Genomic DNA, 15,768 nt, shown 5'->3' on the forward strand with positions numbered 1-15,768 from the left:
GGTTCGGCGACGCGTCCCTCAGAGGTCGTACCCCCACTCGCGGAGGACGTCTTCTGCGTCTCCGAGGTGGCGCATCCCGGCCAGATAGATGGCCTCCCGCGCGTCAGTTCGCGACAGTCCCTCGCCGAGTCGCTTCTCTAACGCTCGTTCGGCGTCCACCGCCGCCTCGTGGGTCTCTCGCTGCACGAACAGTTGGTGAACCTCCGGGCGTTCGTCTTTGACCTTGTCGCGGCGGAGAATCAACGGGAGTTCGTCGCGGGACAGTCTGTCGCCGTCGCCGGGTCCGTCGCCGTCGTCGTCCGTCTCGGAACCCGACTCGTCGGACCCCGGCGCAGACGGGTTCGTCTCGTCCGCCCGCACCTCGGACGTGCGAGTCTCCGTCTCCCGCGTCTCGTCGGACTCGGTCTCGTCTGTCTCATCGCCGTCGTCCGCGAACGGGTCCGAAGCACCGGATTTCATGCGACCACCTCGCGTTCGTCGGCCGAGAGGTCCGCTTCCGTGAGTTCGACCCCGTACTGCGCGGAGACGAACCGGGCGAGTTCGTCGAACGCTCGGAGCGTGTCGTGCTCTCGGTCCGCGCGTTTGTTGTTCGAGACGAAGTCGAACGCCGTCGTTCGGGCGTCCCACGCGCCGTTCAGCATCGCCTCGCGGACGGGTATCATCACCGGCGAGACGGGGTAGTCGAGTTCGTTCAACGCCGCCTCGTACTTGTCGCGAACCCGCGTTCGGCGAACCTTGTTCGGCACGACGGCGACGACGCCGACTTCGGTTTCGACTTCGGCTTCGAGGTTCGAGACGGTGTCTTCGAGGCCGTACAGCGACTGTTCGCCTTTCGGCGAGAGTTCGAGCGGGATGACGACGTTTCCGGTGGCCGCGACGGCGTTGTAGACGTGTTGCCCGCCGGTCGCAGGCGGGTCCACGACGACGACGTCGTACTCCTCCGGGACGCCCGCGTCGCCGAGGACGCGTCGGAGTTGCAGTTCCTTCACGAAGCGACCCCCCATATCCTGTTCCATCTCTTGGGCCCGTTGGAGGTTCGTCTCCAGACTGTCGAGCATGTTGTGGCTCGGGACCACGTGCAGACCGTGCGTCGTCTCGCGGACGAGGTCCGAAAAGTCGCCTTTCGGCCGGTCGATGAGGTGGCGTACGAGATTGTCCACCTCGGGGTCGGCCCGTTCGTCGTCGACGCCGAGGTGGTGACTCGCACCGCCGTTCTGCGGGTCGAGGTCCACGAGGAGCGTCTTCTGTCCGTGCCGTCGGTGCGCCGCGGCGAGGTTCACCGCCAACGCGGTTTTCCCCACCCCGCCCGCCTCACTCCAGAGCGCGTACGATATCATTCGACCGTCTGCAGACACCGGCTGTTCATAAATCTTGACCGAACTGAGCAGTAATACTGCTCAATAATACTGACTAGTACTACTGAAAAGGCAGACTAATTAGGCGGCCGGATGACTCGCGATACGCGTTTCCTGACGCAGAGTCGCTCGAGCGGTCGAAAGATGAAAACGAGCGGCTAAGCGAGGTTACCAACCGACGGAATCTAAGTACACTGATAGCTGTTACTGTTTAGTAGTACTGTCCAGTAATAGTATGTAATAATACTGAATAGGAAGTTAGAGTCGGACACCCATCCGTCGTTCGGGGAGATACTGCGGCGCAAAACGAGGGCGTCCGGTTCGGTCGGACGCATCCCGCGGCCGCGAGAGCAGTCACGGTGAAGGGCTCGGGGAACCGCATTGGAGATATGGCGAACAACACGCTCGACGAACGCGATAGAGTCGTTCTCGAATCGCTCCACGAGGGGGGCGAAGACACGGAGTCGCTAGCCGACAGCGTAACCGAGTCGGCGGAGTCGCTTCGAGAGAGACTCGCCGAACTCGCGGACGACGGCTTGGTCGAATCGACCGATAGCGGTGGATACGCACTCACGGCGAACGGACAGCGAGTCATCGCCGCCTCTGGAGACGGGGCCACGGACAACCGCATCGACACGCCGCCGGAAGTCGAACGAGAGATAGAGTCGTTCGACCTCTCCCCGGACGAGACGGAGGCGGTTCGCGACGCCTTCGCGTTCCTCCACTACTGGGGAACGGCGTCGGCGGGCGAGATTATCGACGGGGTGTTCAGCGAGACCCCCGCCGCCTTCGAGTCGGGGACAGAGTGGTGGACAGAGTTGGTCCGAGACCGTCTCGGGAGCCTCCCGTCGGTCGAACCGCCGAAGAGGACCGACCGCGAGTGGCGGTACTCCGGGACGCCGACCGTCGAAGAGCCCAACGAAGACGGTCGAATCGTCGTTTCCGACGACGAGGGAGCACAGAGCAGCGTCAAGTACGCCCTCGAACGACTGTCGCTGGACGACGACGAACGGGACGCCGTTCGCGCGGCCTTCGACCTTCTCGTGCGAGAGGGAGAACTGCGCGCGACGGAGATTCGCGACCGCGTCTATCCCGACCACGCCGCGGGATACGAGTCGCCGTCGGAGTGGTGGAACGACTGCGTCCGAGGCGCGTTCGAGTCGTTACCCGGCGTCGAGTGCCGGGACGCGACCGACGACGTCTGGGAGTATCGATAGACCGAAGCGGTGACTGACGGGACTGAGAGGGACGCACGGCGAACTCGACGATACGGTATCGTCGGCATCGACGCAGTCGTCCGGGGTGGTCTCTCGGGTGCACACGCCGGTGACCGAGGTGGTCCAGTCAGAAGAGACAGTACCTCCGCCACAGAAGGGGAAGACGACGATGGGAACGCTCGAACAGATTGCGGTGTATCCGGTGAAAGGACTCGGGAGAGTACTCGTCGACGAGGCTCGGGTGTTGGAGGGTGGAACGCTCGAATACGACAGGGAGTTCGCGCTTTTCGACGAAGACGGCGACGTGGTGAACGGAAAGCGGACGGCCCGCGTCCACGACGTCGAGACGGCGTTCGACGCGGAGACGGGGGTGTTGACAGTGCGCCCCGACGACGGAGAGGCGCGCGAGTTCGACCTCGACGCCGAACGGGACCGGGCCTCGGAGTGGTTCAGCGCGTTCTTCGACGCGGAGTTGACGCTGGAACGGGACCGAACGCTCGGGTTCGTCGACCGGCGCGAGATGGGGCCGTCCGTGATAAGCACAGCGACCCTTCGAGAAGTCGCCTCGTGGTTCGACGGAGCGACGGTGGAGGGAATGCGGCGTCGCCTCCGGGCGAACGTCGAAGTCAGCGGCGTGCCGGCGTTCTGGGAGGACCGGTTCGTCGGCCCGGACGCGCCGTCGTTCGTCGCCGGAGACGTTCGGTTCGACGGCGTCACGCCCTGCGGTCGGTGCGTCGTCCCGGGACGAAATCCCGACACCGGAGACCCGACGCCCGGATTCCGCGAACGGTTCGTCGAACGGCGACGGGAGACGTTTCCCGAGTGGGCCGACGAGACGGCGTTCGATCACTTCTACACGCTGATGGTGATCACGACGGTTCCCGAACGGTACCGCGGAGCGACGGTCCGCGTCGGCGACTCGGTCCGATCCGTCGAAGAGTGAAGTCGAGGCAAGCACCGCCGTGGTCGCGAGCGTCCGAGGTCGAACGGTGCGGAGTCCGACGGAGAGAATCGGCGGCGGATACGCCCGGTATTTATTTGCGAAGTCGCCGCGTAGGTTCACCAGTTATCGATGCCCGGCCTCCACGGGAGAGACGACCGCGAGACGACGAATCGATATCGAGACGAGGCAGTCGGAGCGTCCCCGCGGACGGGTCGAAGACCCGAAAAGAGATGACAGACCAGAACACGACTCGCGGCGACTCGGACAGGTCGAAGACAGACGACGAGAACCACGACCGGTGGCACGTCATTCTCAACCCGGTGAGCGGAACCGGCGACCACGGAGCGGAGGTCCACTCGCTGGCGTCAGAGCGGGGGTACATCGTCAAAGAGACCGAATCGGAAGGTGACGCGGCCGCTCTCGCGAAAGAGGCCGCAGAGGACGGCGTGCAGCGAATCGCCGCCTGCGGCGGCGACGGGACGATACATCAGGTCCTCGTCGGAATCGACAGAGCGGACGCGCTCGACGAGGTTACGTTCGGCGTCATCCCCGGCGGGACGGGGAACAACTTCGCGGGTAACGTTGGCGTGCGGAGCATCGAACATGCTTTCGAACTCCTCGACGGCGGCGAACGACGGCGAATCGATTTGGGCGAAGCCGACGGCGAACCGTTCGTCAACTCCTGTATCGCCGGACTGACGTCGAAGACGAGTTCTGATACGAGTTCGGAGTTGAAAGAGCGAGTCGGCACCCTCGCGTACGTGATAAACGGGATACAGAAAGCGGCCACCTTCGAGCCGCTTCACGTCGCAATCGACATCGAGGAGGGTCAAGGCGGGAACTCGACGACGTGGGAAGGCGACGCGCTCTGTCTCCTCGTCGGGAACGCGCGTCGCTTCACCACGGGAAGCCAAGCGCACGTGGAGGACGGTTTGTTCGAGGTGACCATCGTAGAGGAGATGCCGACGACGGAGATGCTCACCGAGGCGGCGGCACAGCGACTGTTCGGACAGGAGACGGAACACGTCACCCAACTGGCCGCCGAACGACTCGACATCACCCACAAACAGGGCGACGGGGTCGAGTTCAGTTTAGACGGGGAGATGCGGACCCACGAACAGTTGACGCTCGACGTCCGACCGGGCGATTTGGAGGTAGTCGTGGGTCCGGAGTACGACCCGGTACCGATAGAAGGCTGAAATCCGGGCTCTCTCGTCCGCCGAGTTTCTCGCCGAAGAGCCGTCGTACCCCGCGGTCGGGGAAGTTTTCGGAGTGTCATCTGTAGGGACTTCGAAGACGTGAATCGAGTGTTCGGTAGCCACGTCTGATAGTACTGGGCAGTAATACTGATTTGTAATATTACACAGTATTACTAAACAATATTACTAATAGAAACGGGTGACGGCGATTCCGGGAAGTAGTACTGAACACCGATACGCGGAGAGGTCGAATTACGCGGCAATCGAGAGGTAGCAGACGCCTCCTGGGGGAGAAAGAACAGAGTAGTCACCGAATCGGTCGGGCCGGAGGACGGTGCGGCGCAGTCGGATTCGACTCCTGGAGTGTCGAGACGGTGCCCGCTTTCGAAGGCTCACTCGGCGCGCCACCGCTTGCTTCGAGAGGTGACAACGTCGGTTCTCGGACTGTAGTAGAGCACTGGTTCCCCTTCGGGGTGGTCGAACCCGTTGGCCTCGAACAGCGTGTTCTCGTCGACGGACCACTCCGCCGAGTAGAGCGTCCACGGGTCGTGGGAGACGTCGGTGTACCGAATCGACCCCGTCGAGTCCTGCGTGTACAGTCGCGTCCGGTCGGTCAGAAACGCCGCCATCGACCCGGGTTCGGCCTCGAACAACTCGCCCGTCGGTCCGTAGGACGCCGAAAAACGGACCGGTCGGTCGCCGGGGTGGCGCCGCCTGCTCTCGAACCGAACGCGGCCGTCGTCGCCCGTCATCCGCATTCGAGCGTAGTAGTACGGGAGTCGATGCGTCACGCGGGCACCGAGCACCGCGAAGAGACTGTTCGCGTCCAGATTGAAGAAGTAGACGCCCGGTTCGCCGTCGCAGGTGACGTACGTCCGGAGGTTCAACTCCGGAAGCGGGATTCCCACCGACGCCGGGAGTCCACGCGGGCGGACCTTCACGTTCCGGAACGGAACGACGGAGAGCCATCCGTCCCCGTCGTATTCCTGCACGGAGAGGGCCTCGGGAAGGTGGGCGTCTACGACGTCCGCCTCGACGCGCCAGTTCGCGAACAGAACGTGCTCCCAACCGAACGCCATCGGAACCATACCGGACAGAGGCGGCGGGGGAGCATCAACCCCCCGTCGTCTCGGACGACGGCGATTCCTTGTGGCGATATCCACTAGTCGGGACGCGCGCCCCGCGGATAAGCCGAGTTCGTCGAGCAGTCACTCCGTCGCGTGCGGCGTCGGCGCGGCGAACTGCCCGTCTTCGAACCGTATCGGTTCCGGTTCCGCGAGGACGCGCAGGTCGTCTCTGTCGCGTGCCTCCTCTACGAGCGCTTTCGAGGCGTACGTCCGGTCTAATCGCATCGTGTCGGTCGCTCTGAGGACCCGAGCGTCGTCCGGTCCGACGACGCCCAGCGTCGAAAGCGCGGCCACGAGGCCCGCGCGGTCGGTTTCGACCACCGGCGGGAGTCGGACGCCCCGAGTCGTACTCGCCGTGATGGCGTTTATCAGGGTCGTCGAACTATCGAGTTCGGCGGCGACGTCGCGGTGAACGAAGTCCGCAGAACCCATCCCCATGGCGTTTCCGTGCGTCGTCTCGGTGAGACGTCGCGTGTAGATGCGCTTTATCTCCGGTTTGTCCGGACCGGGTTCGTTGATGGCGAACGGCCGTCGGCCGATGACGTTCGTGTCCATCCCCTGTCCGCTGACGTCCTTTCCCTGCCTATCGACGACGAGGACGTCCAGTTTCTCGTACGGAATCTTCGGCATGATGTCGTACGCCGTCTCCAACAGTTCGGCTTCCCTGTCGAGGAACCCCCCGGGGGGGACGCCCTCGATGTGGTCCGTATCGTCGTGTTGGTCCTCGACGATGGCGACGCCGCCGACGACGGGCAGTTCGTCGAGCAACTGCTCCGTTATCTCCGGAATCATGTTGCGGAAACTCCAATCGACGGCCCACTCGTGGGCGATTTTTGCGCCGCGCTGTTTGCCCATCCCGATGACGAGCATCTTCGAGAGGCCGCTTTCGACCGTTCCGTCGAAGTCTGTGTGCGGCTTGACTCGGTTGACGGGGAGAATCGCGTCGGCGGCGGCGGCGTTCGCGTCGGCCACGACGGGCACCTCTCGTTCCGGCGTCGTACCTATCTGGACGACGTCCATGCTCGACCGGATTTCGCACCCGATGGTGCGTTCGTCCACGCCCAGTTCCGCGAGCATCTCCGCTTGCCCCTCGGCCGTCGCGCCGCCGTGACTGCCCATCGCCGGGAACACGAACGGTTCGTACCCCCGCGATTGGAGTTCCTCGACCACGCCGCCGACGATGGTCGAGAGGTTCGCGATACCGCGACTGCCCGCGCCGACGGCCACCTCTCCGCCGTCGGGGATGCGGTCGAGTGGGAGGTCAGAGACGGCGTCGGCCGCCCGCCGCGCGATTTCGCCCTCCGGAATCGGGTCCGTCTCCCAGACCTGCTCTACGAGTCCCATCTCGGGTAACGTTACCTCGCCGCAGGCTTCGAGAACAGTCTCCTCGCCGACGACGAGGTCCGACAGTGAGTTCATAGTGGACCTAGACGGTCGTTCGACATAAACGTGGATGCCGCCGAGAATCGGCGAGAAATCGGATTCCGGAAGCGAGAGCGGATAGCGAGCAGTCGCCGTCCGACCGAATCACTGTCCGGGTTGTCGTTCCTCGTACGGTTGGATGACGACGAATCCGCCCTCCTCCGCGAAGTGAAGTTGGTACGTCTCGCCGGAGGACCGGCCGAGGACGCTCTTGAGGTTGATGTCGCGCTTCGAGGAGGGTGAGACGTTGCTGCTCCACGCGACTGTCGCGTTCGGGTCGGTGCTGACGGGTGTCGGGACGACGAGCGGTTTTCCGTGGGTGGTGACGGCGACGCGTCCCGGTCCGCGGAGGAAAACGTTGAACAGTCCGCCGGTGGAGGCACCGGCGATACTGCTCAGCATCTTGATGTCCCAGTCGATGCCGTTTTCGAAAGCCAACACGTCGTTGCCGTTGACGCTTATCTCGTCGTCCGCGTCGAGTTCCAGTATCTGGACTTCCTTTCCTTGGTCCGCGAGGTAGAGGTGGCCCGTCCCCGTCGCTTCCATCATCACGGCGCCCTCGCCGGTGGCTTTCTTCTTCAACATCCCCGTCAATCCGCCGGAGGATTTGCGCTCGAACGAGATGTCGCCGGTGTATCCCGTCATGGACCCCGCTTTGGCCATGACGCTGCCGTCGAGGGAGATATCCAGCAGTTTGGAGTTCTCCAGTTCGAAGGCCTGTCCGTTCTCTGTCGGTGCGTGCGAATCGACGAAGTCGTCTAAGTTCATGATGGGGCTTCGAGTCGCGCGGGGCGACGTCGGATAGAAGAATGTAATCGAAGCGAGATAAACATATCCGAACGACTGTTCTGCGGTCGCAGAGTCGGAGACACCCCTCATTCAGAGTGAAAACGTCGGGCGGAGGCCGCCGCGTTATCGATTCGTTCCGAGCGTCGACTGCGACCCGTTTCGGGTCCCCTCCATAGAGGAGAGTTCCTCTACGGTCGGCAAGTCGTCAAGACTGGCGTCGCGGCGGACTGCCTTGACGATGTGGCGGGGGTCGGTGACGAGTCGGTGGAGGAGGTAACTCCCCTGTGACCGTCCGCCGCCGGTCTTGTTCGACTCGATGACGCCGAGGAACGCCTGTTCTTTCAACTGCTTGTACAGGCCGTTCTCGGTGACCGGTTCGAAGCCCGCGACACCGCACATCTGTTCGTACCGTTCGTATATCTGCCTCGTCGAGTGCGTACCGTCCTCGCCGACGATGACGAGACTCGACAGGGCGTACAGCGCGAGTTTCGCGTGGATGGTGCCGCCACTCGTCAGTTCCTCGACGCGGTTGATTTCGGCGATATCTTGGGCCTGCCGGATGTGTTCTTTCGTGACGGTGCCGTCGTCGTTCCGCCGGGCGAGTTCCCCCGCCTCTTTCAGGATGTCGATGGCCTTTCGGGCGTCGCCGTGTTTCTTCGCCGCGAGGGCCGCACAGAGTTGGATGGTTCCGCTGGCGAGGACGCCCCGTTGGAAGGCGTCTTCACGGTTGCGCATGATTTCGCGGAGTTGGTCGGCGTCGTAGGGGTGAAAGAACAGTTCTCGGTGACCGAAACTCGAGTCGATACGTTCGTCGAGAGACTCCCTGTACTGTATCTTGTTGCTGATGCCGACGACGCCGATGTAACTTCCCGTTTTGTTGGCTTCGCGGGCGCGAGAGAGTTGCATCAGGATGTTCGAGTTCGTGAGTTTGTCTATCTCGTCGAGGATGACGACGAGTGCGTCGTAGTGGTCGTCGAGGATGCGCCAGACGTGTCGGTAGTACTCCATGGTCCCGACGCCTCGGGTGGGTATCTCTCGTTCGTACTCCGTCGCTCGCTTCAGTTCCATGGCGAGTTTCCGAGTCGCTCTCGTCTCCGTGTCCGCCTCCGAACAGTCGACGTAGACGACGCCGCAGGCGATGCCGTTGGCCTCCGCGGCGTTCTGTGCGCGACTCGCGACGTGGCGGGAGACGAGACTCTTTCCCGTTCCCGTCTTCCCGTAGATCATCACGTTGTTCGGCGGGTCCCCGCGGACGATGGCACCGATCTCGTCGGCGACGCTCTGTATCTCCTCGTCGCGGCCGACGATTCGGTTCTCTTCCGGAACGTGGCCGACGTGGAGGAGTTCCTTCCTCGCGAAGATGGGATCCTGGTCGGCGAACAGCGGATCACCCACCTCTTCTCCCTCCTCCTCTGACATACAACACCAACCACACTAGATGATAATAAACCTATGGAACCTCACTCAGAGTGATAGTGTAGTACTAGAAGACGCATACAATAGAGTAAGGGAACAACGAGTCCGGTCGGTGCACTATCTGTGGTCAGAGTGAATCTCGTCTCAGTTCGGTGGGGGGACTCCCCCACCCCTCGTTCAGACTGTAACGGCTATACGAGAGACTAGGGGGAATTTCGGACACACCCCCGATTCAGAGTGATAATACGCCGATAAAACGTCTGTACGCTACGATAACGGATGATAACCCGTCTAACGGCAACGACATTCGTTCGGCTCGGGCCGTTCGTTTCACTATCATCTGATCCATCCAAAACCATATCCCTCCCCTCTCACGGTTTTCACTCTGAACGAGGGGTGGGGGTGTTACCCCCGATTTCGTGCCACCGAGTACCACAGGAGGAGCGACGACATTCAGCAACGACCCCTCCCGACAGTCGGGAATACACTCTGAACGAGGGGTGGGGGTGTCCGTGGTCGCCGCCGGTCGTCGTTCCCGTCGAGTTACACTCTGAACGAGGGGTCTCGGCCGCACCGACGACCCGGAGTCGGGCCGAGTCTGATTGTCGTCCGCGAGAACGGTTCTGTACCCTCCGTCGAGACGGAGACGGTCGCCGTCGACAGGCGTGAGGTCATCAAGTGTCCGCACTGCCGGTTGTCCCTTCGAATCGAACGTCTCAGAGATATTTCCAGGAGCAACGTCTCTCGTGGCTATTGCAGGGACAACGTACAAACGCGGCGCACTGGTTGTCCGTACCGTGAACGTCTCTCCGACAACCGACAACTACCGTCTGGAATCCGGCCGTGACCCCAACGTCGGGTCGGCCGAACACCCGGCCGAGGAACCGTTCGCCGACAGCCGAAACGCGAGTGAGAACGGATGAGCGTGGACCTGAAACACGTCGAGGACCAGGTCGTCGTGATAACCGGCGCGTCCTCCGGCATCGGTCTGACGACGGCGCGGATGGCCGCAGAACGGGGAGCGAAACTCGTGCTCGCCGCCCGGAGCGAAGACGCGTTGCGGGAGTTGACGGCGGAGATAACCGAAAACGGCGGGGAAGCCGAGTACGTCGTCGCCGACGTGAGCGACCGAGACGACGTCCGCAAAATCGCAGAGACGGCGCGGGAGTCGTTCGGCGGGTTCGACACGTGGGTCAACAACGCGGGTGCGTTCATCTACGGAAGGCTCCAAGACGTCCCCGTCGAAGACATGCGCGACCTGTTCGAGACGAACTACTGGGGTGTCGTCTACGGGTCGTTGGAAGCCGCCGAGCATCTCAAACAGGACGGCGGCGCGATAATCAACGTCGGGAGCGTCGTCTCGGACCGCTCTCTCGTCTTGCAAGGCAGTTACTCTGCGTCGAAGCACGCGGTCAAGGGATTCACCGACGCCCTCCGCATGGAACTCCACGAAGAGGGTGCACCCGTCTCCGTCACGCTCGTCAAACCGAGCCCGATAGACACGCCGTATCCGAGGCACGCGAAGAACCACATGGACGAGGCGGCGCGACTCCCGCCGCCCATCTACGCGCCCGACACGGTGGCGCGGGCGATTCTCTACTGCGCCGAACACCCGAAACGCGACGTGTTCGTCGGGTCCGGCGGCAAGAGCCTGTCCGTACTCGGCTACTACGCGTCGGGTCTCGTGGACCGGATCATGGAGACGGTGTTCTTTCGCGCCCAACGCAAGGACAGTCCGTCGCTCCCCGACGCGGAGAACGTCATCGACGGACCGGTCGGAGAGTTAGAGGAACGAGGCGACCACGAGGGATACGTCGCAGAGCGGAGCCTCTACACGGAGGCTTCGCTCCGGTCGGCGGTGCCCGGTGCGGCCCTCGCCGGACTCGGACTGACCGCCGCCGCGTTGTACGTCCGCGACAGACTGACGCGCCGTTCGGAGGAGTCGGGGCGCGGCCGACGCGAGGCGCGCGAGGGCGGCGACGACTCCGACGAGACTAGCTTCGGACTGCCGCGTCTCTGAGGCTCTCACTCCGTCTCTCTCGTCTCACGAGAGCCAACCGGGGATATCGACCCGTCGAAGCCCGTACTCGGTTCCCGCGACCACGAGAATCACCGCGAGGAAGACGAACCACGCGCCGAAGTAGAAGGCGTGCGGGTCCTCGACGCCGGCGGTGAACTCGCTCCGTACGTCCGAGAGGACGAAGAAGACGAGCGTGAGAGCCGGACCCACGATTCGACGGCGAACGAGCAGGTACACCGGTACTGCAGCGAGGAGCCACATCCCGGCAGTGCCGAACAGATACAGCGCCGACGCACCGCCGCCGGAAACTGACACACCGAGTCGGGAGGCGAACCACGCCATGACTCCGGCGTGTAGCAGTCCGCAGCCCGTCGCAACGGCGGCGGCGCGCCTCCGCGACGCCGGTATCGGGAGCCATCGAGGCGGGTCGCGGACTGGCGGAAGCGCCTCCCACGCGGTCCGAACGGCGTACTCCACGACGCCGAGAAGGAGGAATCCGACCGTCCACACCGACGCGTTGATCATGTACCGGACGACGTAGAGTCCGTTTTCGACCACGGTTATCCCGGTCGGCCCTTCGACGGAGGGTTCGAGTTCGGCGACGTCGCGGAAGGTGGGTCCCGGCGGCGTCAGTTCCATCCCGAGCACGTATCCGGTCGTCAAAAGCAGGGCGGCGAGTGGGGCGACGATTCGATGCCGCACCGCGAGTGCGACCGGAACCGCGGCCACGACGACGAGGCCGGTGTACCGCCACGCGGCGCCGACGGCCGTGTATCGACCCGGACCGACCGAGTAGCCGAAATGCGTCGCGACGGCGAGAAGGGTCGCCGCGTGGACGATACCGACGAGAACGGAGAGGAGGACGGTACGGAGGGAGAGCACGACTGCAAGCGAGTTCGCGGCGGACGCCCTTAGTTCCGACTTCGGTACCGGGTCCGAGCCTTCGGCATCGGGGTCCGAGCTATTTTCTCCGAGCGAATCGTAGGGGAGCGTATGCCTTCGGACGACGCAGCGCAGTTTCTCGCGGGGACGCCCGACAGACGGCGTCTGTTGGCGCGTCTCGCCCGAGAGTCGGCCGCGCCGGCGGCACTCGCCGACGAACTCGACCTCCCGAGACGGAGCGTGCAACGCCACCTCGGGAAGTTCGTCGACCGAGGCTGGGCCGAGTCGTCGGGCGGCACCTACCGTCTCACCGTGACGGGCGAACTCGTCGTCGAGGAGCACGCGACGTATCTCGACGCCTTAGACCGCATCGGCGCGTTCGACCCCTTGTTCCGTCACCTTCCCGACCGAACGCACGCGCCGGACCCGCGGTGGCTCGAAGACGCGACGCTCACGGCGGCGAGTCCGGAGAACCCGCAGGCGCCCGTCAGACAGTACATCGACAGCGTTCGGACGTTCGATACGGAGCGCATCCGTATGCTCTCGCCCGTCCTCAGCCGACTGTTCCACGACGCGCACGCCGAACTCGCAGTCGCGGGCGTCCACACGGAACTTGTCCTCTCCGCGGCCACGATACGGCGGGCGCGGGAGTTGAACCCCGCCGAATTCGCGGTCGTCGTGAGCGTCGGCGTCCTCGACCTCTACCGGCATCCCGAGGACCTCGGCTTCGGGCTGACGGTCGGCGACGACCGGGTACTGATGGGCGCGTACGACGACGAGGGGCAACTCAAAGCGTGCGTCGAGTCCGAACACCCCGAGTTCGTCCGGTGGGCCGGGGAGTTGTTCGAACGGTACCGGGACCGGTCGGACGCGGTGACTCCGTCTCTATCGCTTCCGTTCGACCTGCGGGACTGAGTTCGCGCGGCCGCTTTTCGGACCTCGTCCTGTCGTCGGGGCGGTCTGGGCCGTCCGCGAGACGGTCCCCGCGACTACCCGTCGAGCGTCTCGGCCGAGTTATCGCGGGGTTCGTAGCCGAGAGCCTGCATCGTCTCGGTAATCGAGTGAAACCGGTCGTCGTTCCGCGACACCGCGTTGACCGTCACCGGACTCTCCAGAAGGTCGGCGAGCGCTGCCTTTCGGTGAACGTCCCGGCAGTCGTGCGGGCTGAGCCACGTCGCACGCGCGAACCGCGCGTTCCCCGGTTTCACGTCCTCGCCGGTGTTCTCTTCGAGGCGGTCTTCGCTCATGTACCACCCGATACGGAGGTTGACGACTTCGATGCCGTGCCGGGAGGCGTAAAAATCAGTCAGCCCTTCGCAGGCGACCTTACTCACGCCGTAGAACGAGTCCGGGCGCGTCGGCGCGTCGCCTCGGACGGGTCGCGTGTCGCTCAGCGTCATGCTCTCTGGGTCGTTCTCGTCGGCGGCGTTGTAGGTCCCGACCGCGTGATTCGAACTCGCAAACACCAGTCGGCCGATTCCGTTTTCGACCATCGCGTCGAGGACGTTTTTCGTCCCCTCGATGTTCGTCTCGGAGACGGTCTCCCACTCCGAATCCGGCGACGACGCCCCCGCGAGGTGAATCACGACGTCGGCGTCGTCGATTTTGGCTGCGACGTCGTCCGGGTCGGTCACGTCTACGAGTTCGCTGTCTACTCCGTCGGTCTCCGAGTGAGTGAACGGAACGACGTCGTGGTCGTCGAAGGCCCCGAGGACTTCTCGGCCCACGCTGCCACCCGCGCCCGTGAGTGCGATGCGTGCCATCTCTCGTCTACGACGAGAGAGCAGACTCGAAAAACCGTTGTGGCCTCCGCAGCGGTTCTCTCGTGAACGACCCGGAGAACGGGGCGTTCGGAGCCTCAGATTCCGGACGCGGACGGACCGGCGACTCGGCGGAACGCGGCCTGAACCACCTCCGACAGCGCCGGGTGGACGTGGATGGTCTCGGCGAGAGTCGTCGCGTCCGCCCCTGCGGCGACGGCGGTGCTGACTTCGTGAATCAGCACAGACGCCTCCGGGCCGACGACGTGGACACCCAGTATCTCTCCGTCCTCGGCAACGATTGCCTTCGCGAACCCGCCCTTGTCGTCGAGTGCGCCTCCGAGTGCGTGGTCGTCGTAGGCGAACGTTCCGACTTCGTACTCGGTATCGTCGGCTATCTCGTCTTCCGTCTTTCCCAGGCTTCCCACCTCCGGCGACCCGAATATCGCGTGGGCCATCCCCGGATACGACACCGCTCTTTCGTTGCCTCGGACCGCGTTCTCGACGGCGTACTCGGCCTCCTTGTCGCCGGAGTGTTTGAACATGTAGTTGCCGGCGATGTCGCCGATAGCCCAGACCCCCTCCGCCGTGGTCCGCAGGTACTCGTCCGTCTTCACGAACCCCTTCTCGTCGGTTTCGATGCCGGCGGTCGAGACGTTCCATCGGTCCGCGTTCGGCTTTCGTCCGGTCGCGACGAGGAGTTGGTCGCCCCTGACGGCTATCTCGTCGCCTTCCTCCGATTCGGCCGTGACGCGCTTTTCCCCGTCGTCGTCGGCTATCTCGGTCACGCTGTACCCCAGACGGAGGTCGTGTTCCTCCCGGTACGCGTCGGTGACCTGTCGGGAGATATCCGCGTCTTCGCGGTCGACGAGCGTTTCGCCGCGGCCGACGACGGTCACGTCCGAGCCCATCTGCGAGAAGAAGTGGCTCATCTCGACGGCGATGTATCCGCCGCCGACCACCACCAGTCGGTCGGGGAGTCCGTCGATATCTCCCGTCAGCACCTCGGCGCTGGTGAGGAAATCGACCCGGTCGGTTCCGTCGATGGAGTCGGGGACCGTCGGTCGGGACCCGCCCGCGAGGACGATACGGTCCGCGGAAATCCGCTCGTCGGTGCCGTCGTCACCCCTCACATCGACTGTGCGTTCGTCGACGAAGCGCCCCTCGGAGCGATACCACGTGAGGCGGTCGTTCTCGCGGGCGCGTTCGGCCTTCGACTCCGCTTTCTCGGCCATCGTCTCCGCGACGCCGGATACGACGTCCGAGAACGCCACGTCGTCTATCGAGGCGTCGACGCCGAACCGGTCGGCGTGTCTGACGGTCTCTGCGACGTTCGCGCTGTGAATCAGTCGCTTCGACGGGTTACACCCGCGGTTGAGACAGGTCCCGCCGAGTCTTCCCCGTTCGACCAACGCGACGCGCAGTCCCTCTCGCGTCGCTTCCGACGCGACGATGTTTCCGGTTCCCCCGCCCAGAACGATCAGATCGTACTCCTCCATAGTATTCGGTGTGGATACCCTCCACCGCCACTTCTGCATTTGGGCGGTCCGTCCGAGGGAGAAACGCGCGTCTCGGCGACCGCGAGTCGGTCCGCGCCGCGGACGCGACGCGGCGACTGTGTCACTCGCCGTCAGATGT

The 15,768-nt window shown here is 64.0% G+C and carries 14 protein-coding genes; 5 read left to right on the forward strand and 9 right to left on the reverse strand.

Translation table 11 applies throughout. The features are described 5' to 3' along the window. Positions 1–18 precede the first annotated feature (18 nt). Positions 19–459 carry a DUF7970 domain-containing protein gene (locus BM167_RS15470; protein ID WP_092893632.1) on the reverse strand — a complete coding sequence of 147 codons (441 nt, stop codon included), beginning with the start codon at positions 457–459 and terminating at the stop codon, positions 19–21. Next, on the reverse strand, positions 456–1,337 hold the full coding sequence (locus BM167_RS15475) for a ParA family protein (RefSeq protein WP_092893633.1): 882 nt from the start codon (positions 1,335–1,337) through the stop codon (positions 456–458). The genes BM167_RS15470 and BM167_RS15475 overlap by 4 nt, the downstream gene beginning before the upstream one ends. Positions 1,338–1,744: 407 nt before the next feature. On the opposite strand from BM167_RS15475, the gene BM167_RS15480 reads away from it, so the two are divergent. From BM167_RS15480 to BM167_RS15490, 3 genes are all read left to right on the forward strand, one after another. Beyond that, on the forward strand, positions 1,745–2,572 hold the full coding sequence (locus tag BM167_RS15480; RefSeq protein ID WP_092893634.1) for a hypothetical protein: 828 nt from the start codon (positions 1,745–1,747) through the stop codon (positions 2,570–2,572). A gap of 169 nt (positions 2,573–2,741) precedes the next feature. Next, a complete protein-coding gene (locus BM167_RS15485; protein WP_092893635.1) occupies positions 2,742–3,515 on the forward strand; it encodes an MOSC domain-containing protein in 774 nt (257 codons plus the stop codon). A gap of 230 nt (positions 3,516–3,745) precedes the next feature. Beyond that, positions 3,746–4,714 carry a diacylglycerol/lipid kinase family protein gene (locus BM167_RS15490; RefSeq protein ID WP_092893636.1) on the forward strand — a complete coding sequence of 323 codons (969 nt, stop codon included), beginning with the start codon at positions 3,746–3,748 and terminating at the stop codon, positions 4,712–4,714. A gap of 392 nt (positions 4,715–5,106) precedes the next feature. On the opposite strand, the gene BM167_RS15495 is transcribed toward BM167_RS15490, so the two are convergent. The 4 genes from BM167_RS15495 to BM167_RS15510 form a co-directional block, all read right to left on the reverse strand. Beyond that, the gene (locus tag BM167_RS15495) at positions 5,107–5,802 is read right to left on the reverse strand and encodes a YqjF family protein (RefSeq protein WP_092893637.1); all 696 of its coding nucleotides are present in this window, start codon (positions 5,800–5,802) and stop codon (positions 5,107–5,109) included. 120 nt (positions 5,803–5,922) lie between these two features. Then, the gene (locus BM167_RS15500) at positions 5,923–7,260 is read right to left on the reverse strand and encodes a nickel pincer cofactor-dependent isomerase, group 22 (RefSeq protein WP_092893638.1); all 1,338 of its coding nucleotides are present in this window, start codon (positions 7,258–7,260) and stop codon (positions 5,923–5,925) included. Between the two features lie 108 nt (positions 7,261–7,368). Continuing rightward, positions 7,369–8,031: an AIM24 family protein gene (locus BM167_RS15505; protein WP_092893639.1), complete on the reverse strand. Its 663-nt coding sequence runs from the start codon at positions 8,029–8,031 to the stop codon at positions 7,369–7,371. A 144-nt stretch (positions 8,032–8,175) separates the two neighbouring features. After that, on the reverse strand, positions 8,176–9,471 hold the full coding sequence (locus tag BM167_RS15510) for a Cdc6/Cdc18 family protein (RefSeq protein ID WP_092893640.1): 1,296 nt from the start codon (positions 9,469–9,471) through the stop codon (positions 8,176–8,178). A gap of 916 nt (positions 9,472–10,387) precedes the next feature. On the opposite strand from BM167_RS15510, the gene BM167_RS15515 reads away from it, so the two are divergent. Then, positions 10,388–11,488, forward strand: a complete 1,101-nt coding sequence (locus BM167_RS15515) for an SDR family oxidoreductase (RefSeq protein ID WP_092893641.1) — start codon at positions 10,388–10,390, stop codon at positions 11,486–11,488. Between the two features lie 24 nt (positions 11,489–11,512). On the opposite strand, the gene BM167_RS15520 is transcribed toward BM167_RS15515, so the two are convergent. Further along, entirely contained in the window at positions 11,513–12,370 is an 858-nt protein-coding gene (locus tag BM167_RS15520; protein ID WP_092893642.1) for a hypothetical protein, read from the reverse strand. 111 nt (positions 12,371–12,481) lie between these two features. On the opposite strand from BM167_RS15520, the gene BM167_RS15525 reads away from it, so the two are divergent. Beyond that, positions 12,482–13,285 carry a helix-turn-helix transcriptional regulator gene (locus BM167_RS15525; protein ID WP_092893643.1) on the forward strand — a complete coding sequence of 268 codons (804 nt, stop codon included), beginning with the start codon at positions 12,482–12,484 and terminating at the stop codon, positions 13,283–13,285. 74 nt (positions 13,286–13,359) lie between these two features. Here BM167_RS15525 and BM167_RS15530 read toward each other — a convergent pair whose 3' ends face one another. Further along, complete coding sequence (locus BM167_RS15530; protein WP_092893644.1) at positions 13,360–14,133, reverse strand: NAD-dependent epimerase/dehydratase family protein; 774 nt, start codon at positions 14,131–14,133, stop codon at positions 13,360–13,362. A gap of 95 nt (positions 14,134–14,228) precedes the next feature. Then, complete coding sequence (locus BM167_RS15535) at positions 14,229–15,629, reverse strand: dihydrolipoyl dehydrogenase family protein (protein ID WP_092893645.1); 1,401 nt, start codon at positions 15,627–15,629, stop codon at positions 14,229–14,231. Positions 15,630–15,768 lie beyond the last annotated feature (139 nt).

Origin of the sequence: Halopelagius inordinatus, from assembly GCF_900113245.1 — an archaeon.
Lineage (GTDB): Archaea > Halobacteriota > Halobacteria > Halobacteriales > Haloferacaceae > Halopelagius > Halopelagius inordinatus.